18 protein-coding genes are annotated in these 22,637 nt (G+C 59.5%); 7 read left to right on the forward strand and 11 right to left on the reverse strand.

Annotation, left to right across the window (positions count from 1 at the left end; all coding sequences use genetic code 11):
* Nucleotides 1-59: 59 nt before the first annotated feature.
* The 6 genes from PSJE_RS09700 to kdpF all read right to left on the reverse strand — a co-directional run bounded on the left by PSJE_RS09700 (nt 60) and on the right by kdpF (nt 8,152).
* Nucleotides 60-758: a response regulator gene (locus tag PSJE_RS09700; RefSeq protein ID WP_090457093.1), complete on the reverse strand. Its 699-nt coding sequence runs from the start codon at nt 756-758 to the stop codon at nt 60-62.
* 48 nt (nt 759-806) lie between these two features.
* On the reverse strand, nt 807-3,458 hold the full coding sequence (locus PSJE_RS09705) for a sensor histidine kinase (RefSeq protein WP_090457095.1): 2,652 nt from the start codon (nt 3,456-3,458) through the stop codon (nt 807-809).
* A gap of 129 nt (nt 3,459-3,587) precedes the next feature.
* Nucleotides 3,588-4,133 carry a potassium-transporting ATPase subunit KdpC gene (gene kdpC / locus PSJE_RS09710; RefSeq protein WP_090457097.1) on the reverse strand — a complete coding sequence of 182 codons (546 nt, stop codon included), beginning with the start codon at nt 4,131-4,133 and terminating at the stop codon, nt 3,588-3,590.
* Between the two features lie 143 nt (nt 4,134-4,276).
* Nucleotides 4,277-6,334, reverse strand: a complete 2,058-nt coding sequence (gene kdpB / locus PSJE_RS09715; RefSeq protein ID WP_090457099.1) for a potassium-transporting ATPase subunit KdpB — start codon at nt 6,332-6,334, stop codon at nt 4,277-4,279.
* A 10-nt stretch (nt 6,335-6,344) separates the two neighbouring features.
* Nucleotides 6,345-8,054, reverse strand: a complete 1,710-nt coding sequence (kdpA, locus tag PSJE_RS09720; protein WP_090457101.1) for a potassium-transporting ATPase subunit KdpA — start codon at nt 8,052-8,054, stop codon at nt 6,345-6,347.
* 8 nt (nt 8,055-8,062) lie between these two features.
* Nucleotides 8,063-8,152 carry a K(+)-transporting ATPase subunit F gene (gene kdpF, locus PSJE_RS09725; RefSeq protein WP_079246727.1) on the reverse strand — a complete coding sequence of 30 codons (90 nt, stop codon included), beginning with the start codon at nt 8,150-8,152 and terminating at the stop codon, nt 8,063-8,065.
* A 344-nt stretch (nt 8,153-8,496) separates the two neighbouring features.
* Between kdpF and rfbB the strand changes: the two genes are divergently transcribed.
* From rfbB to PSJE_RS09755, 6 genes are all read left to right on the forward strand, one after another.
* Nucleotides 8,497-9,579, forward strand: coding sequence for a dTDP-glucose 4,6-dehydratase (gene rfbB / locus PSJE_RS09730; RefSeq protein ID WP_057716576.1), 1,083 nt, complete (start codon nt 8,497-8,499; stop codon nt 9,577-9,579).
* Nucleotides 9,576-10,451: a glucose-1-phosphate thymidylyltransferase RfbA gene (rfbA, locus tag PSJE_RS09735; protein ID WP_057713789.1), complete on the forward strand. Its 876-nt coding sequence runs from the start codon at nt 9,576-9,578 to the stop codon at nt 10,449-10,451. The genes rfbB and rfbA overlap by 4 nt, the downstream gene beginning before the upstream one ends.
* Nucleotides 10,452-10,497: 46 nt before the next feature.
* Nucleotides 10,498-11,367: a dTDP-4-dehydrorhamnose reductase gene (rfbD, locus tag PSJE_RS09740; RefSeq protein ID WP_090457103.1), complete on the forward strand. Its 870-nt coding sequence runs from the start codon at nt 10,498-10,500 to the stop codon at nt 11,365-11,367.
* A 258-nt stretch (nt 11,368-11,625) separates the two neighbouring features.
* On the forward strand, nt 11,626-12,990 hold the full coding sequence (gene eat, locus PSJE_RS09745) for an ethanolamine permease (RefSeq protein ID WP_090457105.1): 1,365 nt from the start codon (nt 11,626-11,628) through the stop codon (nt 12,988-12,990).
* A gap of 141 nt (nt 12,991-13,131) precedes the next feature.
* Nucleotides 13,132-13,299 (forward strand): DUF2897 family protein, encoded by a 168-nt coding sequence (locus PSJE_RS09750; RefSeq protein ID WP_079246726.1) that lies wholly within the window; start codon nt 13,132-13,134, stop codon nt 13,297-13,299.
* Between the two features lie 166 nt (nt 13,300-13,465).
* Nucleotides 13,466-14,023 (forward strand): TetR/AcrR family transcriptional regulator, encoded by a 558-nt coding sequence (locus PSJE_RS09755; RefSeq protein ID WP_057713786.1) that lies wholly within the window; start codon nt 13,466-13,468, stop codon nt 14,021-14,023.
* Here PSJE_RS09755 and fabF read toward each other — a convergent pair.
* The gene (gene fabF, locus PSJE_RS09760; RefSeq protein ID WP_090457107.1) at nt 14,020-15,294 is read right to left on the reverse strand and encodes a beta-ketoacyl-ACP synthase II; all 1,275 of its coding nucleotides are present in this window, start codon (nt 15,292-15,294) and stop codon (nt 14,020-14,022) included. The two genes, PSJE_RS09755 and fabF, sit on opposite strands and share 4 nt — an antisense overlap.
* Nucleotides 15,295-15,325: 31 nt before the next feature.
* A complete protein-coding gene (locus tag PSJE_RS09765) occupies nt 15,326-16,120 on the reverse strand; it encodes an SDR family NAD(P)-dependent oxidoreductase (protein WP_090457109.1) in 795 nt (264 codons plus the stop codon).
* Between the two features lie 479 nt (nt 16,121-16,599).
* On the opposite strand from PSJE_RS09765, the gene PSJE_RS09770 reads away from it, so the two are divergent.
* Nucleotides 16,600-17,880: a Wzz/FepE/Etk N-terminal domain-containing protein gene (locus tag PSJE_RS09770; RefSeq protein WP_090457111.1), complete on the forward strand. Its 1,281-nt coding sequence runs from the start codon at nt 16,600-16,602 to the stop codon at nt 17,878-17,880.
* Nucleotides 17,881-18,031: 151 nt separating this feature from the next.
* On the opposite strand, the gene PSJE_RS09775 is transcribed toward PSJE_RS09770, so the two are convergent.
* From PSJE_RS09775 to PSJE_RS09785, 3 genes are read right to left on the reverse strand one after another with little or no spacing between them, the layout of a single operon-like run.
* A complete protein-coding gene (locus PSJE_RS09775; RefSeq protein ID WP_090457969.1) occupies nt 18,032-19,402 on the reverse strand; it encodes a TolC family outer membrane protein in 1,371 nt (456 codons plus the stop codon).
* Nucleotides 19,403-19,437: 35 nt separating this feature from the next.
* Nucleotides 19,438-20,760 carry an HlyD family type I secretion periplasmic adaptor subunit gene (locus tag PSJE_RS09780; protein ID WP_090457113.1) on the reverse strand — a complete coding sequence of 441 codons (1,323 nt, stop codon included), beginning with the start codon at nt 20,758-20,760 and terminating at the stop codon, nt 19,438-19,440.
* Nucleotides 20,761-20,773: 13 nt separating this feature from the next.
* On the reverse strand, nt 20,774-22,516 hold the full coding sequence (locus PSJE_RS09785; RefSeq protein ID WP_090457971.1) for a type I secretion system permease/ATPase: 1,743 nt from the start codon (nt 22,514-22,516) through the stop codon (nt 20,774-20,776).
* Nucleotides 22,517-22,637: the final 121 nt, after the last annotated feature.

Raw genomic sequence — 22,637 nt, forward strand, 5'->3', positions numbered from 1 at the left:
CCAGGATCCCATGTGGGAGCGAGCTTGCTCGCGATGACGTCAGATCAGGCAACGAAGATCTAAAGGCTGCCTTCACTCAACAACCGATACCCCACCCCAGCCTCGGTCACGATGAACCGTGGCCGGGTCGGGTCATCCGCCAGTTTCTGGCGCAAATGCCCGACCACGATGCGCAGGTAGTGAGTGTCTTCGGTATGGGTCGGCCCCCAGATGTCCTTGAGCAATTGCTGCTGGGTGATCACCCGCCCGGGATGCCTCGCCAGTTGCGCCAGCACGGCGTACTCCTTGCGAGTCAGCGCGACTTCAACATCGTCGAGCAGCACCCGGCGATACGCCAGGTCGACCGTCAACGGACCGAAGTTCAGCTCCGCTTGTTGCACCTCGCCTGCGGGCGCCTGGCGCAATAACGCACGGATCCGCGCCAGGAACTCCTGAATGCCGAATGGCTTGGTCACATAGTCATTGGCGCCGCCATCCAGGGCCTCGACTTTCTGCCCTTCACCGGCGCGCACGGAGAGCACCAGTACCGGCACCGTCGACCATTCGCGAAAATCGCGCAATACCTGTTGGCCGTCCATGTCCGGCAAGCCGAGATCGAGTACCAGCAAGTCCGGTTTGTTCAACGCAGCTTGCGCCAATCCTTCACTTCCGGTGCCCGCCTCCAGCACTTTGTAGCCCTGGGAAGCGAGGCTGATGCGCAGGAATTTGCGGATCTGCGGTTCGTCGTCAATGACCAAAATGGTCGCGGTCTGGCTCATGAATTCACATCAACACAAAGAAGTGGCAAGAGAGTAGCGCAAGCGCGATCAGGCTTCACTTTCGTATCCCGGCTGAGCCTGTAGCGGCAGGTGCAACGTGATGCAGGTGCCGCGCCCCTCGATGCCGTCGGCGACGCTGATATGCCCGCCATGGGCACCGACCATGCCCTGACAAATCGCCAGCCCCAGCCCGGTACCCTGCCCGCCGCGATCACCCCGCGCCGCGGTATAGAACATGTCGAAAATCTTCGCCCGATCCTCCTCCGGAATCCCCGGGCCCTCGTCGCTGACCGAGAAAAACAGCTCACTGTCATCAGCCCCTGCGCACAATTGCAAACGCCCGTGGGGTGGCGAAAACCGCGCGGCGTTTTCCATCACGTTGATCAGTGCCTGTTCGATCAGTGCGGCATGCACGAACAGCAACGGTAACTCCGCCGGCACGTCGGTGCTGACCTGCAACGGCGCAAGGACTGTCCGCAGACGGTTGAGCGCACTGCCGACGATGTCTGCCGGCGATACCCAGTCCCGCGCCAGCTTCAGGGCACCGTGGCCGAGCCGGGTCATGTCGAGCAGATTTTGAATGTAGCGGTCGAGGCGCTCGGCTTCATCGCGGGTGCCTTCGAGCAGTTCACGTCGATCCTCCAGCGGGATCGCTTCACCCAGGGCCAGCAGGCTATCGATACTGCCGCGCATGGATGTCAACGGTGTGCGTAAATCGTGGGACACCGATGCCAGCAAGGCGCTGCGCAGTTGCTCGGTTTCGCCGTGCAGCCGAGCCGCTTCCAGATCATCGGCCAGTTGCGCCCGGGCCAGCGCCTGGGCCAGCGGTTGGGTCAGCGCGGTCAACAAGCGTCGGCGTTGGCCGCTCAGGGCCTGGCCTTCCCTGGCGCACACGCCGAGCAACGCCAGCGGGCCGTCTTCCACCGATAACGGCCACCACCACCAGCGGCCGAACGGCAAGGTGCCGGTGCCCGCACCCGCGGGTTGATCGTGCTGCCAGGCCCAATCGGCGGCGGCGCGCTCAGCTTCGGTGAACTCCAGCGGGCCACCGGTTTCGACTTTCCAGCCGTTTTGCCCGTCGCGATTGAGCAGGCACAGTTGCACGTCGCTCCAACCGTTGAGGTGCTGGGCAGCCGCGCTGACCACGGCCTGGCGGTCGGTGGCGGCGGTCAGTTTGCGTGACAGGTCGAGCAGTTCGGTGGTCTCTTCCTGGGTATCGCGCAGTGCCTGCAATTGCCTGCGCTGGCGCGCCGCGAGGTTGCCGGTGAGGGCCGCCATCAGCAGGAAAAACAGTAAGGTCAGCACGTCTTCTTCGCGCTGGATGCTGAAAGAGAAGTTCGGCGGAATGAACAGGAAGTCATAGGTCAGAAACGACAGCACCGCACAGGCCAGTGCCGGCCCGAGACTGCTGCGCACCGCCACCAGCAATACCGCCGCAAGGAACACCAGGGAGATGTTCGGCAGTGGCAGTACGCTCGCCACCGCCCAGGCCAGAGCGCTGGCCAAAATCGTCGCCACCACGGCCAATGCGTAGTCGAACCAGACCAGTGAATGCATCGACCGCTGATGGGGTTGATGCGGTTGGTGATCGCTGTCGAGAACGTTGATTTCCAGCCCGCGCGCATTACGCAGCAGACGCGCCGCCAGCCCGCCACCGAACAGACGTCGGCGCAAACGCGGCCGGGACTGGCCCACCAGCACCAGGCTGGCGCGGCGTTCGGCGGCATGCTGGATCAAGGTTTTCGCCACTTCACCGGCGCGCAGCAACACCACTTCGCCGCCCAGGCGCTCGGCCAGTTGCTGGGCGCTTTGCAGGCGCAGGCGGGACTGCTCATCACGAACGCTGCCGTTGTCCACGTGCACCAGGCTCCAGGGCAAGTGCCGCCGCTGGGCCACGCGACTGGCATGACGCACCAGGCGCTCGGCCTGGGCATCGCCGTCGACCCCTACCAGCAAACGCCCGCGCACGGCCGGCGCCGCTTGCCCCAACTGACGATACCCTTGGGCCAGATCGTTATCGACTTGAGCCGCCGCGGTTTGCATCGCCAGTTCGCGCAGGGCCGTCAGGTTGGTCTGGGAAAAGAACGCATCGATGGCCGCCCGCGCCTGCTCCGGCACATAGACCTTGCCATCGCGCAATCGCTCCAGCAGTTCCCGTGGTGGCAAGTCGATCAGCAGCAGTTCGTAGGCTTCCTGCAATACCCAGTCCGGCAGGGTTTCGCGGACCTGCACGCCGGTGATGCCGCGCACCTGATCGTTGAGGCTTTCCAGATGCTGGACGTTGACCGTGGTGTACACATCGATGCCGGCGGCGAGCAGTTCCTGAATGTCCTGCCAGCGTTTTTCGTGACGACTGCCGGGTGCGTTGGTGTGCGCCAGTTCGTCGACCAGCACCAGCTTGGGTTTGGCGAGGAGCAGACCGTCGAGGTCCATTTCTTCGAGCAACACGCCACGGTACTCGGAGCGTACCAACGGCTGCTGCGACAAGCCGCCGAGCAGTGCTTCGGTTTCGGCCCGGCCGTGGGTTTCGACGACGCCGGCAATGACTTTCACCCCTTGGCGTAACTGGGTATGGGCCGCTTGCAGCATGGCGTAGGTCTTGCCGACACCCGGCGCGGCACCGAGAAACACTTTGAGCCGGCCACGGCCATCGCGGGGCAGGTCTGCTAACAGCGCGTCGGCGCGGCCGGAGTTGCTCATGCTTGGGGTCTCTTTTTACCTGGATTGATGTAGTGACTGTTCTGCAGTCTTCGCGAGCAAGCCCGCTCCCACAGGTGTACGCACTCCAATGTGAGAGCGGGCTTGCCCGCGATTGGCAGCGCCGCTGATTTACAGTTTTTCCAGCGCCCGATTCAACTCAAGCACATTCACCACCGGCGGGCCTACCAATGGCTGCTCGGTGTGGGCGTCCAGCAGTTGTTGCAGGGTCGCTACCGGCAGATTGCGCGCCGTCGCGACACGCGCCAGTTGATAGGCAATCGCCGCCGGTGGCAAGTGCGGATCGAGACCGCTGCCGGACGTAGTGACCAGCGCCAATGGCACCGGTCCCTGGCTTGGCACCAGCAGTTTGCTGGCATCGTCGGTCACCCGTATCGCCAGCGCCGGGTTGCTCGGCGACAGGTTGCTGGCACTGCTCGACACGGTGGCAAAGGCACCGGCCGAAGGACGCGGGTGGAACCAGGCGTCGCCAACGAAATCCTGAGCGATCAGAGAGGACCCGCGGACCTTGCCCTCGGCATCCCGCACTAGGCTGCCGTTGGCCTGATCCGGGAACGCGACCTGGGCCACGCCGGTGACCACCAGTGGATAAGCGACGCCGGTGATCAGCGTCATCAGGACCAGCAGGCTCAGGGCCGGGCGTATCAATGTGGACATTTGAAAATCCTCGAATTCACAGGAAAAACCTGTAGGAGCGAGCTTGCTCGCGATGGATCTGAAGGCGCCACGCTTTGTCAGAAAGGGCGCGTTATCGTTAACCACCATCGCGAGCGAGCTCGCTCCTACAGGGGGGGGTTCAGTCAAACCAGATGCAACGCCGTCAACAGCATGTCGATCGCCTTGATCCCCACGAACGGCACCAGAATCCCACCCAGGCCGTAGATCAGCAGATTGCGCCGCAACAACGCTGCCGCACTCGCCGCGTGAACCCGCACACCGCGCAGCGCCAGCGGAATCAGCACCACAATGATCAGGGCGTTAAACACGATCGCCGAGAGAATCGCGCTCTGCGGGCTGCTCAGGTGCATCACATTGAGCACGCCCAGTTGCGGGTAGATCGCGGCGAACAGCGCCGGCAGGATTGCGAAATACTTGGCCACATCGTTGGCGATGGAAAAGGTCGTCAGCGCACCGCGGGTGACCAGCAACTCCTTGCCGATCTGCACCACGTCCAGCAGCTTGGTCGGGTCGCTGTCGAGGTCGACCATGTTGGCCGCTTCACGGGCCGCCTGCGTGCCGTCGTTCATCGCCATGCCGACGTCCGCCTGGGCCAGGGCCGGAGCGTCGTTGGCGCCGTCGCCGCACATGGCGACCAGACGACCGTCGTTTTGCTCGTGACGAATGCGCGCCAGTTTTTTCTCCGGCGTGGCTTCGGCCAACACATCGTCCACACCCGCCTCAGCGGCGATGGCAGCGGCGGTCAATGGGTTGTCGCCGGTGACCATGACGGTGCGGATCCCCAGTTTGCGCAACTCGGCGAAACGCTCGCGGATACCGGGCTTGACCACGTCCTTGAGGTGGATCGCCCCGAGCAACTTGCCGTCGGCACACACCAGCAAGGGGGTGCCGCCGCTTTGGGCGATCTTGTCGATTTCACGGGACAGGGCCGGTGCCAGGTCAGCACGCTTGAGACCAACGAACGCCAGCAACGAATCCACCGCGCCCTTGCGGTACACGCGCCCCTGATAGTCGACACCGGACAAGCGGGTTTCGGCACTGAATGGCACGGCTGTCAGCACCTCAGCGGACGGTTCCGGTTGCGGATGGGTGCCGCGCAGGTACTCGACGATCGACTTGCCTTCCGCAGTGTCGTCGGCCAGCGAGGCCAGCAACGCGCCTTCGGCCAACTCCCCGGCTGTCACGCCAGGCGCGGCATACACCGCCGAGCAACGACGGTTACCGAAGGTGATGGTGCCGGTCTTGTCCAGCAGCAGGACGTGCACGTCCCCCGCCGCTTCCACCGCACGACCGGACTTGGCGATCACGTTCAGGCGCACCAGGCGATCCATACCGGCGATACCGATGGCCGACAGCAAGCCGCCGATGGTGGTCGGAATCAACGTGACCAACAGCGCCACCAGGAACACCAGCGGCAGGCTGCCGTTGGCGAAGTGGGCGAACGGTTGCAGGGTCACCACAACCAGCAGGAAGATCAGGGTCAGGCCGATCAGCAGAATATCGAGCGCCACTTCGTTCGGGGTTTTCTGGCGCTTGGCGCCTTCGACCAGGGCGATCATGCGGTCCAGGGTCGACTCACCGGGGTTGGCGGTAATCTTCACCAGCAGCCAGTCGGACACCAGCCGCGTGTTGCCGGTGACGGCCGAACGGTCGCCACCGGACTCGCGAATCACGGGGGCCGATTCACCGGTAATCGCCGCTTCGTTGACTGCCGCGATGCCTTCGATCACCTCGCCGTCACCGGGGATCATCTCCCCGGCTTCGACGCGCACCACATCGCCCTTGCGCAGGTTGGCGGCGGGCACCACCTGAAAGCTGCCGTTGCCGGTCTTGCGCCGGGCGCTCAAGCCTTCACTGCCGGCCTTGAGGCTGTCGGCGCGGGCCTTGCCGCGACCTTCGGCCAGGGCCTCGGCGAAGTTGGCGAACAGGACGGTGAACCACAGCCACACAGCGATTTGCGCGGCGACGAAAGTCGGCACTGCGGTGTCGGGAATGAAGCACAGCACGGTGGTCAGGATCGCCGTCAGTTCGACCACCAGCATCACCGGCGCACGCTGCAACTGCCGTGGGTCGAGTTTGACGAAAGCTTGCAGCAGCGCCGGGCGCCACAGGGCCGAGATCGCGGTTTTCGGTTGCTCCAGCGCCTTGACGGCGACGGTTTTGGTTACGGGCATATTCATCATCAGCTCCTTAGCTCTTTAACCCAAAAGCAGCCATACCCAGATGTTCAGCGATTGGACCCAGTGCCAAAGTCGGCAGGAAGGTCAATCCACCCACCAGCAAAATGGTCACGGTCAGCAGGGTCACGAATAGCGGGCCGTGGGTCGGGAAGCTGTTCTGCCCGATCGGAGCGGTTTTCTTCAGCGCCAGGCTGCCGGCCAGGGCCAGGACCGGGAGGATGTAGCCGAAGCGACCGATCAACATGCCCAGGCCCAGCATCAGGTTGTGGAAGGGGGTATTGGCGCCAAAGCCAGCGAAAGCGGAACCGTTGTTGGCACTGGCCGAGGTGTAGGCGTAGAGCATCTGACTGAATCCGTGAGGCCCAGGGTTGCTCACCGCAGCCACTGGGCCTGGCAGGCTGGCGGCGATCGCGCCGAGCACCAGTACGCCAATCGGCATGACCATCAGGGTCACCACCAGCAATTGCACTTCCCTGGCTTGCAGTTTCTTGCCGAGGTATTCCGGAGTACGACCGATCATCAGGCCGGCGAGGAACACCGCGATCAGCACGTTGAGCAACATGCCGTAGAGCCCTGCGCCAACGCCGCCGAAGATCACTTCGCCGACCATCATGTTGACCAGGGCCACCATGCCGCTCAGTGGGTTGAGGCTGTCGTGCATGCCGTTTACCGAACCGTTCGACGCGGACGTGGTGGTCACCGACCAGAGCACGGTGGCGGTGGTGCCGAAACGCGCTTCCTTGCCTTCCAGCGGCGCGGTCTGCTCGACAGCGACGTTGTTCAAGGCAGGGTTAGGTTGGTATTCAGCCCACAGCGAGGTCGCGCCGCCGATCAGGAACAGCGCCAGCATGCAGGCGATGATCGCGCGACTCTGACGCAGGTCCTTTACGTAGTGACCGAAGGTGAACACCAGTGCCACCGGGATCAGGATGATCGAGGCCACTTCGAACAGGTTGCTCCACGCCGTCGGGTTCTCGAACGGATGCGCCGAGTTCACGCCGAAGAAGCCACCACCATTGGTGCCCAATTGCTTGATGGCAATCTGACTGGCAGCCGGTCCCAGCGGAATCACTTGGTCAACACCCTGCATAGTCACTGTATTCACGTACTGCGAGAAAGTTTGCGGCACGCCCTGCCAGACCAGGTACAGCGCCAGCAGCAGGCACAGCGGCAGCAAGCCGTAGAGGGTGGCACGGGTCATGTCGACCCAGAAGTTGCCCAGAGTCCGGGTGGATTTGCGGCCGATGCCGCGACACAACGCGACCAGTACCGCCAGACCGGTGGCGGCGCTGACGAAGTTCTGCACGGTGAGGCCAGCCATCTGGCTCAAGTAGCTCAGGGACGCTTCGCCGCTGTAGGCCTGCCAGTTGGTGTTGGTCATGAAGCTGACGGCGGTGTTGAACGCCAGCGTCCACTCCTGACCCGGCAGGTTCTGCGGGTTGAGCGGCAGGTGGTCCTGGAACAACAGGATCGTGAACAGCAGCAGGAAACCCGCGAGGTTGAAGGCAATCAAGGCCAGGGCGTATTTCTGCCAGCTCTGTTCGGCTTGCGGATCGACGCCGGCCAGACGATAACAACCACGTTCGACCGGACCGAGAATCGGCGTCAGCCAGGTGCGCTGCCCTTCCATCACCTTGTAGTAGAAGCGCCCGAGAAACGGCGCCGGGACCAAAACCAGGGCAAAAAAACCGAGGATCAGCCAATAGTCATAACTGTGCATAGCCGCTCCTAGTTCCGGTCCGCGCGCAGCAGCGCAACAAACAGATAAATGAACAGCCCCACTGCCAGCAGCAGCGACACCCCGTCCAGAACGCTCATGGAAGTTCTCCGTGTTACGGCGTATTGCCGCGTGTGGAGTCATTGTCGGAAAGGAGGCTGTAAAGGAACGAGATCGAGGGTGCCCGCAGGGCATAAAGAAAGCGTAAAGAGTGGGTTTACGCGGGGGTTACAGGGTGCGGGAAGGCGTTCCAGCACGGAAAAAACCGGGAGTGTCGTACGTAGAGCGTTAAATTGTGCGCGAGAGTAGTGAGTGCTGGTTGCAAGTCATGGATAATCCGGCCCAAATGACGCGACGCAACCGATTGGGGTCAGGATCTCTTGCACCTCCCCGCTTGCGCCTGCAAGCTACCTCTATTCGCATTACTGAAAAAGGCTGGCCCAACGTGCGTATCCTAATTACCGGCGGAGCCGGTTTCATAGGCTCGGCCCTTGTCCGCGAGCTGATTCAACACACTGAGCATGAAGTGCTCAACCTGGACAAACTGACGTATGCCGGCAATCTCGAGTCGCTGACCAGCATTGCCAACGACACTCGCTACGAGTTCGTTCAGGCCGATATTGTCGATCAGGCGACCGTCAGTGCAGTGCTCGCGCGCTTTCAGCCTCACGCGATCATGCACCTGGCAGCGGAATCCCACGTCGATCGTTCCATCGACGGGCCATCGGAATTCATCCAGACCAACATTGTCGGCACCTACAGCCTGCTAGAAGCCGCCCGAGCCTATTGGCAAGCCCTCCCGGAACCTGAGAAAAGCGCCTTCCGCTTTCATCACATTTCCACTGACGAGGTTTACGGCGACCTGCACGGTGTCGATGATCTGTTCACGGAAACGACGCCCTACGCGCCGAGCTCGCCCTACTCCGCCAGCAAGGCAGCGTCCGACCACCTGGTCCGCGCCTGGCAACGGACCTATGGCTTGCCGGTGCTGCTGACCAATTGCTCGAACAATTACGGGCCGTTCCACTTCCCCGAGAAATTGATTCCGCTGGTCATCCTCAATGCGTTGGCCGGCAAGCCGCTGCCGGTGTATGGCAATGGCCTGCAGGTTCGCGACTGGCTGTTCGTCGAGGATCACGCCCGTGCGCTGCTCAAAGTGGTGACCACCGGCACCGTCGGCGAGACTTACAACATCGGCGGGCATAACGAACAAAAGAACATCGACGTGGTGCGTGGCATCTGCGCCCTGCTCGAAGAATTGGCACCGCACAAGCCCGAGGGCGTTGCGCATTACGCCGACCTGATCACGTTCGTCCAGGATCGCCCTGGGCATGACCTGCGTTACGCAATCGACGCCAGCAAGATTGAACGCGAACTGGGCTGGGTGCCCGAAGAGACCTTCGAAACCGGCCTGCGCAAAACCGTTCAATGGTACCTGGACAATCTGGAATGGTGCCGCCGCGTTCAAGACGGCAGCTATCAGGGCGAACGCCTTGGCGCCATCAATCCCAAGGAGCTGCTCGCATGATGAAAGGCATCGTTTTGGCGGGTGGCTCGGGCACGCGCCTGCACCCGATTACGCTTGGAGTGTCGAAACAGCTGTTGCCGGTCTACGACAAGCCAATGATCTACTATCCGATCTCGGTGCTGATGCTGGCCGGCATCAAGGATATTCTGCTGATCTCCACCCCGCAGGATCTGCCCCAATATCGCAATCTGCTGGGTGACGGCAGCCAGTTCGGGGTGAATTTCAGCTTTGCCGAGCAGCCATCACCGGACGGTCTGGCCCAGGCCTTTCTGATTGGCGAAGAGTTCATTGGCGATGACCCTGTGTGCCTGATCCTGGGCGACAACATCTTCCATGGTCAACACTTTGGCGAACAATTGCAGAACGCGGCAAAACGCACCTCCGGCGCCACCGTGTTCGGCTACTGGGTCAAGGACCCCGAGCGCTTCGGTGTGATTGATTTCGACAGCGATGGCCGTGCCCTTTCGATCGAAGAAAAACCGAAAGCGCCGAAATCCAGTTATGCCGTTACCGGCCTGTACTTCTACGACAACGATGTGATCGAGATCGCCAAGGCGGTGAAACCTTCGCCACGCGGCGAGCTGGAAATCACAGACGTCAACAATGCCTATCTGCAACGTGGCGATCTTCAGGTCGAGCGTTTTGGTCGAGGATTCGCCTGGCTCGACACCGGCACCCACGATAGCTTGCTCGAAGCCTCTCAGTACGTGCAGACCATCGAACACCGCCAGGGTCTCAAAGTCGCCTGTCTCGAAGAGATCGCCTATGAAAACGCCTGGATCAACCGCGAACAGTTGATGGAGCGCGCCCGGTACTTTGGCAAAACCGGGTATGGCCAGTACCTGGCCAAGCTGGCAGGGGAAGAGCAATGAACCTGTGCGAGCCCGATTCGCCCGGTAACGAGACTGGACTGTTCCCGTGAAAATACTCATCAATGGCCGACACGGTCAGGTTTCACATGAATTGCAACAGCGGCTGGGGGCTGTCGGCGAACTGGTCGTATTGGGTCGCGATCAGCTCGATCTCGCGCAGCCCGATCAGATTCGCCATCAAGTGCAAAACATTCGACCCGATCTGATCATCAACGCGGCGGCCCATACAGCGGTTGATCTGGCAGAAAGTGAACCGCAATCAGCCTTTGCCATTAACGCCGTAGCTCCCGGCATCCTTGCCGAAGAAGCGCGGGCTCTCGACATCCCGTTGATACATTACTCCACGGACTATGTATTCGACGGGATGAAAGCCGGACCTTACAACGAGGACGACACGCCCAATCCGCTCGGGGTGTACGGCAAGAGCAAGCTGGCCGGTGAACAGGCCATCAGGGACGTGCAAGGTAAACATCTGATTCTGCGTACCAGCTGGGTCTACTCGACTCATGGCCGCAACTTTCTGCTGACGATGCAACGTCTGCTGCAAGAGAAACCTGAGTTACGTGTAGTCGCCGATCAAATCGGCGCTCCTACATGGGCCGGTACAATCGCCAATAGCACCCTTGCCCTGATTGAACGCTGGCAGACGAGTCAGGTTACCAACTGGGGTACTTATCACCTGAGCGCTCAAGGTGAGACCTCCTGGTTCGGCTTCGCCCAGGCGATCGGTGAAGCGCTGCGACAACAGGGCAAGCCCTGCGCCGACCTGTTACCGATCCCGTCCAGCGACTACCCGACACCCGCAGCCCGACCGCTCAACTCGCGCCTGGATTGCAGTCGCTTGCAACGCGACTGGGGGGTCAGCCAACCAGACTGGCAAACGGCGTTGCGCGAGTGCCTCAATCTGCAAGCCTGAATATCAACCGCTGCCCGCGCCGGCATTGAAATACCAAACCTGCGCGTTGCAGCGGTGTGGGGAGCGGGTATGCGGGCTTGCTCGCGAAAGCCGCATTTGAAACCGGCGCGCCCCTGACTGACGCACAATATTCGCGCATCCAGTGGCGAACATCCCCGATACGACAGCTTTCAGCCCATTACGACGTGCAATCGCGAAATGGCACGCCCACTGCACTGGCCTCCCCTGAGCTTTCCAAACCACTCAGGGAGCAAACCCATGAACACACAACTCAAACCCACGCTGGGCACCTTGCACCTGTGGGGCATTGCGGTCGGGCTGGTGATTTCCGGAGAGTATTTCGGCTGGAGCTATGGCTGGGGCGTGGCCGGAACCTTGGGCTTTCTGGTGACTTCGTTCATGGTCGCCACCATGTACACCTGCTTCATTTTCAGCTTCACCGAACTGACCACCGCCATTCCTCACGCTGGCGGTCCCTTTGCCTACAGTCGTCGCGCCTTTGGCGAGAAAGGCGGTTTGATCGCCGGGCTGGCGACACTGATCGAATTCGTCTTCGCCCCACCGGCGATTGCCCTGGCCATCGGCGCCTACCTAAATGTCCAGTTTCCTGCCCTGGACCCGAAACACGCGGCAGTCGGTGCCTACCTCGTATTCATGGGCCTCAACATCCTCGGCGTGAAACTGGCGGCGACCTTCGAACTGGTGGTCTGCGTGTTGGCGGTCGCTGAATTGCTGGTGTTCATGGGCGTGGTCGCCCCGGCATTCAGCTTCAGCAACTTCGCGCTTAATGGCTGGGCCGGCTCCGACGTGTTCGGCGCCCCGGCGATTGCCGGGATGTTCGCGGCCATCCCCTTTGCCATCTGGTTCTTCCTCGCCATCGAAGGCGCAGCCATGGCCGCCGAAGAAGCCAAGGACCCGAAACGCACGATTCCCAAGGCTTACATCAGCGGTATTCTGACCCTTGTGCTGCTGGCGATGGGTGTGATGTTCTTCGCCGGTGGTGTCGGTGACTGGCGCACCCTGTCGAACATCAACGACCCGCTGCCGCAGGCAATGAAAACCGTGGTCGGCGAAAGCTCGGGCTGGCTGCACATGCTGGTGTGGATCGGCCTGTTCGGCCTGGTGGCGAGTTTCCACGGGATCATCCTCGGCTACTCGCGGCAGTTCTTCGCACTCGCCCGGGCCGGTTACCTGCCGGCGTCCCTGGCCAGATTGTCGCGCTTTCAAACCCCGCACCGGGCAATCGTCGCCGGCGGTGTGATCGGCATTGCAGCCATCTACAGCGACGGCCTGATCAACCTCGGCGGCATGACACTGACCGCCGCGATGATCACCATGGCCGTGTTCGGCGCCATCGTGATGTACATCATGAGCATGCTCAGCCTGTTCAAACTGCGTAAAACCGAGCCGAACCTGGAGCGCACCTTCCGCGCCCCGTGCTACCCGCTGGTGCCGTTCATTGCACTGATGCTGGCGGTGGTGTGCCTGGTGGCGATGGCCTGGTTCAACACGGTGATCGGCCTGATCTTCCTGGGCTTCATGGCGGCCGGTTTCCTGCACTTCATGCTCACCGCGCAATTGCGCGCCGACGCACCGGCGGATGCGATGTTGACCGGACATTGAAAGCGTTCGAGTGAACCTTGAACAACAGGCATAGAATGGGGGTAATAGCGATGGAACTGCGACAAAACCCCATCACTCAAAGTGGTATGCACGATCGGTTGGCGAACCCTCGCCAACCCGCCTGCTTTCAAGGAGAGTCCTATGCCCTGGTATGCCTGGTTGATTCTGGTCGTTGCCATCGGCTCGATCGTTGGTGGTCTGATGATGCTGCGCGACACCGCCAACAAGGTCGAATTGACCGAAGAGCAACGTAAGCGCGTCGCCGAACGCAATGCGGAAATGGACGCCAAGGAAGCGCAGGACCGCTGACTGAAAACCCCGCCTGAAACGGCGGGGTTTGTTTTTGTGTGAAAGCACCTGAAATCATGCCGCTTTTGACCCATATCGAAGCATCTGCATGTTTTTTAGAAGTAGAAGTACAGTCACCATGCAATTTTCATTGGTTAATATGTCCGCATTGATGCGGAGATATCAGATGCGTTACTCGCAGGACCATAAAGCCCAGACCCACCAACGCATAATCAAAGAAGCTTCAGCGCGATTTCGACGCGATGGTATCGGCGCGACCGGGCTGCAACCCCTGATGAAAGCACTGGGCTTGACCCACGGTGGCTTTTACTCGCACTTCAAGTCCAAAGACGAACTGGTAGAGAAAGCCTTGCAAGAGGCTGGCGCACAAGTCGACGAGTTGTGCGCGCAAATCTTCGCCGAAGAGCATCCACTCGAATCCTTCATCGACGCTTATCTGTCCGAATGGCATCAAACCTCACCTCAGGAAGGCTGCCCGCTGTTGACCATTTCTTCGGAACTGGGACTGCGTGGTCAACCGAGTCCAACCAGCGATGTCGTGCTCCAGGCGCGACTCGATCAGATCCAGCACACCCTTGACGGAGAGCGGAGCGCCGAGCGCAGCATTGTGATCATGTCTACGCTGGTCGGCGCCTTGCTGTTATCGCGTAGCGTTGCCGACGCCGAATTTGCCCAACGGATTCTCGACGTCGCACGCGAACACCTCAAACACTCGCAGGATTAACCCTGCCAACGCTTGAACAGCACACTGGCATTGACCCCGCCAAATCCGAAGCCGTTGGACAATGCGTATTCGATGGCCATCGGCCGAGCATTGCCATGAACGATGTCCACGCCTTCAGCGGCAGGGTCCGGGTTTTCGAAGTTGAGGGTCGCCGGCACGATCTGGTCGCGGATCGCCAGCAGCGTAAAGATCGCTTCGAGTCCACCCGCTGCACCGAGCAAATGCCCGGTCGCCGACTTGGTCGACGTCACGGCGATGCCGTTTTGCGCGCCGAACAATGCCTTGATCGCCGCCAGCTCTCCCAGATCCCCCACCGGAGTCGAGGTTGCATGCGCATTCAGATGCTGAACCTGAGCCGGTGAAACACCTGCTTGTGCCAACGCCAACGACATCGCTCGCCGCGCACCGCTGCCGTCCTCGGGGCCGGCGGTCAGGTGAAAGGCATCGGCGCTGGTGCCGTAGCCGACCAGCTCCGCCAGCGGGTGTGCACCCCGGGCCAGTGCATGGTCCAGAGACTCGATGACCAGCAGCCCGGCCCCTTCTCCCATGACAAATCCATCTCGACCACTGTCGAACGGTCGCGAAGCGCGCTCAGGCGTTTCGTTGTAAGCGCTGGACAAGGCGCGAGCAGCCGCAAACCCGGCAAGGCTGACCCGATCGATCGCCGCTTCCGCACCGCCGCACACCGCGATATCCGCCTCCCCCGTACGGATCAGCCGCGCCGCGTCACCGATCGCCTGAACCCCGGCGGCGCATGCCGTGACCGGCGCGCCTAATGGCCCCTTGAAACCATGCTGGATCGATACATGACCTGCCGCGAGGTTGACCAGAAATGAAGGGATAGTGAATGGAGACAAACGTCTCGGACCACGGCTATCGGTGGTGCGAACCGCCTCGGCAATCGCGCCGAAACCACCTACACCTGAACCGATGATGGTGGCCGTGCGCTCCTGGGCATTGGCATCCAGCGCTTGCCAGCCGGCTTGCTCCAGTGCCTGACGCGCCGCTTCCATGGCGAACAGGATGAAGCGGTCCATCTTCTTCTGCTCCTTGGGTGAGGTTGCCCGGTCCGGATCAAACCCCGCCTCCGGATCGTCAGCCAGAGCAGGCACTGCACCGCCAACCTTGGCCGGCAGATCGGCAACCACCTCTTGCGGTAAATTGCGCAGCCCGGAACGCCCGGCCAACAGCCGCGCCCAGACCGCTTCGACACCGCTCCCCAGCGGTGACACCAGGCCCATGCCCGTTACAACTACTCGACGATCACTCATACCAAATACACCTCAAGCCGATTGATGGCGCTTACCGATAACGGGCAGCGGCCTTGCTTCTGGAAAGGTTAGGCGCCATTACATGACGCGCCGCCACGAACGCATCCCAATCCGCCGCATCGGGCAACGAAGGAATGGTGATCAATTCACCCTGATCCAGGCCCGACAATGCGGCATCGACCATCTCACCCGCCTCCATCACCATTTCCGCTGGAATTTGTGAAGCATCGATACCGGAGCGCTCCCAGATCTCGGTTCGTGTCACACCCGGCAGCACCGCCTGGATCTTCACTCCGGTGCCATCCAGCTCTGCGTTCAACGATTGAGTCAAGCTCAATACGTAGGCCTTGCTGGCGCTGTATGTCGCGTTGAAACGCTCGGGAAACAATGCCACCACCGATGCGATATTGATGATCGTGCCGCGCCCGGCCTTGGTAAAGCTGGCCGCAGCCGCCGAGGCCAATCGCGTGACAGCAGTGATATTCAACTGAATCATTCGCTCCAGTTGATTGGTATCGGCATTGGCCAACAGCCCGTCCGCCGCCACACCGGCGTTATTGAGCAACAGGCTGATACTCGAATCGCTGCGTAACCGCTGTTCGAGTTGCAGCACGTCTTCCTTCTGGGTGAGATCCGCCTTCAGCACTTCGACCTTGATCCCATGCTCGGAGCGCAGCTTACTCGCTGCCGCCTCCAGCCGCGGCTCGTCGCGAGCCACCAGCAACAAATCAAAACCACGGGCTGCCAACCGCTCAGCGTAAACCGCCCCGATACCTGAAGAAGCGCCGGTGACGAGGGCCGTGCCTTGGGACTGAACTGAATTCATGACGGTGCTCCTGGAGAATGCTGAAGGACGCCTGACGCGAAAGCACTTCGGCGCAAGCGGATTTTATTATAACCATAATCCTATTAAAATATGATACCCGTAATTTTTAATTAGCCGAGTAACGGAAGGTTCTCGTCAGTAACCCAGGCCAGAATGGAGAGTAGCCCCAGAATGAACATGAAACCGCGACGAGCCTGTGGAATGGAGCGAACGGTATTGCGAGCCGACCGATAAACGGTGGGGCGAATCAACAAAGCGCTTTCAACGGTCACAGAGAGACGGGGGCCTGACGATAGGGCCTTCAAGGCGATGTCTGAGCCGCGACTGCGCTCGCATCCGTGACAGTTCCCCGCCCTTGCTGTTTGTTAACAAATGCTGGAAAATCCAAAAAATTTAACAAAATGTAAAGTTTTCTAACCTAGATGACGGCAATTTCCAGACATAGTTTGGAGAGTCTGTCCAATTTTTTAGAGCGCGTAATGAACATTCCAGTAAACACTATTGATACCCCCCGACAGGAAGTCGTTGAAGTAAAGGAGCTTATCGGTAGCCTTTGGGATCAAAGAGCAATTATTTTATTGTTTACTGCACTAACTGTTACCGCCGCTATTGCTTATGCCCTGTTGGCAACTCCGGAATATGAAGTTGAAACCACTGTCCGGCCTGTCCCTCTGGCAGACCTGGATGAGTTGAATGAGTCCGGGCTTTACAAGCTCTTGCCAAAAGACGCACTGAATATCATCGGCTCATCAATGCAGTCTTATGATGTCCGCCTGAAGTTCTTCCAGGCCAATCCGCAGTACCTTGCGCCATTGCAGGCACCTGGGCAATCCATTGAGAGCGCATTTGAGACGTTCAACGAAAGAGCATTTTCGCTTGAGAAAATTGACCCTAAAAAGAGCTCCAGCCTTTCCGAAGCCGTTGGCCTTAGCCTCAGATATCCTCAGGGTGTAGATGGCGTAGGCATCTTGAGAGACTTTACCGACTTCGTTGTCAAAGGCGAAAAGGAAAAAGTTGCTTTAAACTTAAAAATATTGATTGCCAACCGCATCGACCAGGCTGAAAAGAAGCTGGAGTCAAAAAAGTCCGCTTATGAGGCAGAGAAAGACTCCAAAATTGCTCACTTGCTGGAAAAAGATCAGCTAAAAAAGCAAGTACTTCAAGACGAACTCAAAGCACTGCGTCAACAACTGCAAAGCCGCAGACAAAACCGCATCAAAGAACTTGATGAAGCCATCGTCATCGCCAAGAAACTCGGAATTGTAAAACCCACCACACCTTCGGCGCTGGGAGATGGAGAGCAAGCACATCAGGGCAACATGATCCGCACGGAAGTCAACAACCAGAAAATACCTTTGTATTTCCTGGGACAAGCGGCACTGGAAGCAGAGCGTGCCACCTTGGTAGCTCGTCATTCCGATGACTTCACCGAGCCACGTATTGATGAGATTCAAAAAGAGCTCAGCCTGCTGGCCACCAACCGCGAAGCAGCACTTCTCAAGGAGCGGAATCATCCTGAACTGTTTCTCAAGGACTTCGCGGACATCAGCGGTGAGTTGACTCATCTGAAGCAACTGAATGTAAACTTCGATCAGTTAAAACTGGTCAATGTTGATAAAGATGCGACGGAACCTCAAGCGCCTATAAAACCGAAGAAAGCCCTGATCGTTGGATTTGGCCTGATCTTTGGATTCATGCTCGGCCTGGGTGTCGCCATCATTCGTCGCGCCGTACTGTCTCTGCATTCATCACGTCGTTAATTGTCGAGGGCTGCGCTTGCTCTTCAAGCGCAGCCCGACTTGACCAATGGCTTTAGTACCATCCTGTATCCCCCCAAAAATACCAACAGCGCTTTTTTGACAATACAGCTTGTCAGTCCCGCTACGCAAAGAGCGCTTGACGGACGACAACTTACTCCCGCAGCGTCTCTGGTGAAGTGATCGCTTGATCATTTCCACTCAACCAGAGATTGACGTTTTCGACACTTTCTTCCGACAACTTTCCGGCCCAGCGATTCAGGATAAAAAGGTTGGTTATAAAGTCGTATTGAGTCTTGAGCAGATCGCGACGTGCTTTGAATTCGTTCTGCACAGCGGTCAAGACATCCACGGCATTAACCACGCCATAGGTAAATGCTTTTTCAGCCGCAATGCGCGATTGCTCGGCCGAGGCCAATGCATTGCGGCTGGCGTGGATCTTTTCCACGCTTGAGTCTGCAGTCAAATACGCGTTTGTCGTTTCCTTGACCACTTGCCGACGCGTCGCTATCAATTGCTGTTCTGCGGTGAGCTGATCCTGATACAGCTGCCTTACCCGCGCGGACGTCGTGCCACCGCTATAGATCGGTATCTGTACTCCCACACCCGCGACATAGCTGTCGGTCTGTGGCGCCAACGAATTGTTGTAGCCTTCGTTGCTCTGCTGCGCACTCAGGTTCAGATTGACCGTGGGATAGTGCCCGCCCTTACCTTCGCGCAGGGCAGCCTCTGCTGCTTCCTGTGCATTTTCACTGGCCTTGATCGCCGGGTTGTCGGCGATCGCCAAATTGACCCAACTCTCCAGGCTTTCGGCGGACACCTTCAATTCGACGTCATTACGCACACGACTCAGCTTCTCTTTGACCGGTCGTCCGATAATTTCCGACAACGCAACACGGCTCAGGCTGGACTGGTTACGCGCTTCGACTTCCTGGGCAGCCAGCGAATCGACTCGGGCCTGGAGATCCAGCAAATCGGTAACCATCGCCAATTGTTTGCTGTAAAGCGCACTGACCCTGTCGAGGTTCTTCTGGGTAGCCCTGCGTTCGGCCCGCACCAATTCAAGTTCATCATCGGCAGCCAGCGCAGCGAAATATCGCTGCGCAAGATCCACCGTGGCCTCGGCCTGAGCCTCTTTTGATTCGGAGTCAGCCTGCTTGGCCAGGCTTTTATAGCGCTGGTAGTTTTCCCAGGCAGCCTTGTTATACAACGGCTGGGTCAACCCCACCGAATAATTGCGACTGTCGTAGGCCTCGTCGATTTGAAGGTTGGACTGTTTGATCCGGTTGAAACCCGCGTTGGCCGTCACCGAAGGCAACAGACTGCCAAACGCCTGGTTTTGCTGCTCGACCCCGGATTGAGCCTTGGAGTAAGAGGAGATCACCCGAGGGTCCTCCAGGCGCGATTCGCGGTACAACTGCATCAAGTCGACCGAGTAGCTCTGTTTACTGACCGAAGCTGTTTGCGGCGTAGTGATATAGGGTCGGGCGGTGGGCACTTCAGCAGCATGGACAGGCAATGCCATCGAACCCAAAACCAGGCAGGGAAACAGACGCACGATCACTCCTCGATCATTGACTGGGCGATAACGTCACGTGCCGGCTGCATCAAGTATTGCAGCATGGTGCGCTCTCCGGTGTTGATCAATACGTCTGCCGGCATGCCCGCCAACAGCTTGCGATCTCCCAGCTTCCGCGCGCCCTCCCCCGTCACACTGATGCGCGCCAGGTAGTACGGTGCACTGGTTTTCTCGTTGATCAAACGATCGCCGGATACACTCGTCACTCGACCTTCGATGACAGGTGTCGTGGCCGTGTTAAAGGCGCTGAAGCGAATGTCCGCCAACTTGCCGATAGCGATTCGGTCGATGTCATTGGGCGAGACCTGCGCCTCGACCACCAGGTCGGAAACGGATGGAACGATATCCAGCAAGGGCGTAGCGGGTCGCACAACGCCACCGATGGTGTGAACCGTCATGCCAATCACCATCCCGTCTTCCGGAGCGCGAATAATCACCCTGCTCAGGCGATCTTCCAGCGCCGAGGCTTTTTCCTGCAGGTCGTAGGCCTTGGTCTGGGTCTCTGCCAACTGCTTGGTAACGTCGGCGTTGAAGTCCTTGTCGATCTGCAGGATCTGCAACTGGGTTTCGTTGATCTGCAACCTGGTCTTGATGTTTGTCGAGCGGTGATCCGCCACTTCAGACTTGAGCAAGTCCAGCTTGCGCGCCTGTTCCAGCATCCGCTGTTTGTCGACAAAACCCTGGGCCAGCAACTCTTTCAACTCGGCAATTTCGCCGCTGTAGGATTCCTGCAAGCTGGTCTTGGTACCGATCATGGTGTCGGTTCCCTTGATTTGCTGATTCAACTGACCAATACGCTCTTGCAGGACCGAGATTTGCCCAAGTCGCGAGCTACGCCGCGCGTTGAACACCTGCGTCTCGCCGAAACGCGCCTCATCACTGCGCTGACTGTCGGAATTGACATCGCTCGGGAAGGCAATTGTCGGAAGGTTATCCCGCTCGGCGAGCAAGCGCGCCTCCGCCGTCCTGGCAGCAATCAACTGGCTACGGGTCATCTCGTATTCGGAGCGCAGTTGAGCGTCATCGAGCACGATGATCGGGTCGCCCTTCTTTACGACATCGCCGTCATGGGCAAGCAGGTCCTTGACGATGCCGCCCTCCAGATGCTGCACCGTCTTGCGATACGTTTGCACGGTAACGACGCCCGGCGCGTAGGCCGCACCGTCGAGTGGGGCAAACGTCGCCCACCCGCCGAACAGGCCGAACGTCACCAGTACAATGAAAAATCCTGTTCGGCGTATAGATATGTCGGACGTGGGCAGATCTGCGAAAGTATCGGCAGGAGTAGCGAGCGTACGGTTCATCGAGAGTTTCCTGTCAAACGTCGGTCGACGCGACGTCTGTGCCGGCCCGGGCAGCCGGCTTTTGCTGGGCGGCCAATTGAGGCGTATTGAGTTGCGCGAGGACCTGATCCCGCGGGCCATACAGGCTGATGGTGCCGGCGTTCATCACCAGCAAGCGGTCGAGCTGGGCCAGGATCGAGGTCCGGTGGGCGATGACGAAGACCGTCGCCCCCGTGAGTTTCAACTGTTGCAGCGCCAACGCCAGCGCACGTTCACCGATCTCGTCCAGGTGAGCATTCGGCTCATCCAGAACGATAAGCCGCGGGCTGCCATAGAGTGCCCGGGCCAGCCCGATACGCTGACGTTGCCCACCCGACAGATTGATGCCCCCCTCGCCAATGACCGTATCGTAGCCATTGGGCAGCATCAGAATCATTTCGTGGACACTGGCGGTCCTGGCCGCCAGCACCACTTTATCCGGATCAACGACACCAAAACGCGCGATGTTGTCGCTGATAGTGCCTTCGAACAATTCAATGTCTTGCGGCAAATACCCGAGGTGCGGCCCCAATTGGCTTCTGTCCCAATTGGCAATATCGGCGGCATCCAGACGAACGACCCCAAGCTGTGGTTTCCACACGCCCATCAAGGCCTTGCCAAGCGTCGACTTGCCCGAGGCGCTTGGTCCGACAACACCGATCATGGCGCCTGCCGGCGCGTTGAAACCGATACCTTTGATGATCGGGGTCCTTGATCCCGGAGCTCCCAGCGTGAGGTTCTCTACCGTCACATGTCCGATTGGAGCGGGCAATTGCATCCGCTCCGGCTCGGCACTTTGCTGGTCGAGAACGCTGTTCAGGCGTGCGTATTGTGAGCGGGCAGCAATGAATCCTTTCCAACTGCCGATCATCAAGTCCAGCGGCGCCAGCGCTCGCCCCAACAGCACGGAACCTGCGATCACCAGCCCGGGGCTGATCTCATGACTGACCGCCAGATAAGCGCCAAGGCCAAGAATCAGTGATTGAACGAGCAGACGGAAAGTCTTTGATATCGATGTGATGATCCCGCTGCGATCGCTGGCTCGGGACTGCAACAACAGCACGTTCTTTTGACGCAGACTCCAGCGTGACATGAGGGAGTCAAGCATGCCCATGGACTCGATCACTTCGGCGTTGCGCAAGTTCTTGGTGGTGTGCAGTGTCGCACCAATGCTCTGCTTGTTGGCCTCCGCCAGAACTTTGCCCGTGGATTGCTCATTGATACTGGCCAGCGCCAGCAAAACCACCGCACAACCGATTGCCGTCCAGCCATACCAGGGGTGAAACAGGAACAGCACTGCGATATAGATCGGCAACCACGGAGCATCAAAAAACGCGAACATACCGTTCCCTGACATGAACTGGCGCAGCCCGGTCAGGTCGCTGAGCGACTGGGCCGACGCATCCATGCCACCGCTGTCCAAGGCCCGTTTGAAACTGGCCCTGTAGACATCACGGCCAAGCAGCACGTCGAGCCTGGTGCTGACACGAACCATGATCCGCGAGCGTACCCACTCCAGCAGGCCCATCGTCACGAGCAGGAAGGTCAGGATAATGGTCAACATGGCCAGCGTCGTCAGGCTGCCGCCCGTGACGACCCGCCCGTAGACCTGAAGCATGTAGAAGGTCGGGACCAACATCAGTGCATTGATGAACAGACTGAAAAAACCCACCGATATGAAGCTGCTCCTGCAGGCCCTCAGGGCTACTTGCAGGCTGTTTTCGGGTGTACTGCGTATCATCTCGGAACTGACAACCTGGTGTGTTGATCGGGGATTGCGGGGCGCGCGAGTGTACCACCTGAGCAACACCTGCAGAATGAAATCGCCAGTATTCCGGCAGTGCAATGCAATCGACGAG

It is taken from the genome of Pseudomonas jessenii, assembly GCF_002236115.1.
Taxonomy (GTDB): Bacteria; Pseudomonadota; Gammaproteobacteria; order Pseudomonadales; family Pseudomonadaceae; genus Aquipseudomonas; species Aquipseudomonas jessenii.

Coding starts and splice junctions, on each gene's coding strand:
- PSJE_RS09765 (WP_090457109.1), bottom strand. CDS start 16,120: ATGAATTCAGTTCAGTCCCAAGGCACGGCCCTCGTCACCGGCGCTTCT.
- kdpB (WP_090457099.1), bottom strand. CDS start 6,334: ATGAATATGCCCGTAACCAAAACCGTCGCCGTCAAGGCGCTGGAGCAA.
- kdpC (WP_090457097.1), bottom strand. CDS start 4,133: ATGTCCACATTGATACGCCCGGCCCTGAGCCTGCTGGTCCTGATGACG.
- PSJE_RS09780 (WP_090457113.1), bottom strand. CDS start 20,760: ATGAACCGTACGCTCGCTACTCCTGCCGATACTTTCGCAGATCTGCCC.
- PSJE_RS09775 (WP_090457969.1), bottom strand. CDS start 19,402: ATGGCATTGCCTGTCCATGCTGCTGAAGTGCCCACCGCCCGACCCTAT.
- PSJE_RS09705 (WP_090457095.1), bottom strand. CDS start 3,458: ATGAGCAACTCCGGCCGCGCCGACGCGCTGTTAGCAGACCTGCCCCGC.
- kdpF (WP_079246727.1), bottom strand. CDS start 8,152: ATGAGCGTTCTGGACGGGGTGTCGCTGCTGCTGGCAGTGGGGCTGTTC.
- rfbA (WP_057713789.1), top strand. CDS start 9,576: ATGATGAAAGGCATCGTTTTGGCGGGTGGCTCGGGCACGCGCCTGCAC.
- kdpA (WP_090457101.1), bottom strand. CDS start 8,054: ATGCACAGTTATGACTATTGGCTGATCCTCGGTTTTTTTGCCCTGGTT.
- PSJE_RS09770 (WP_090457111.1), top strand. CDS start 16,600: ATGAACATTCCAGTAAACACTATTGATACCCCCCGACAGGAAGTCGTT.
- eat (WP_090457105.1), top strand. CDS start 11,626: ATGAACACACAACTCAAACCCACGCTGGGCACCTTGCACCTGTGGGGC.
- PSJE_RS09755 (WP_057713786.1), top strand. CDS start 13,466: ATGCGTTACTCGCAGGACCATAAAGCCCAGACCCACCAACGCATAATC.
- fabF (WP_090457107.1), bottom strand. CDS start 15,294: ATGAGTGATCGTCGAGTAGTTGTAACGGGCATGGGCCTGGTGTCACCG.
- PSJE_RS09750 (WP_079246726.1), top strand. CDS start 13,132: ATGCCCTGGTATGCCTGGTTGATTCTGGTCGTTGCCATCGGCTCGATC.
- PSJE_RS09700 (WP_090457093.1), bottom strand. CDS start 758: ATGAGCCAGACCGCGACCATTTTGGTCATTGACGACGAACCGCAGATC.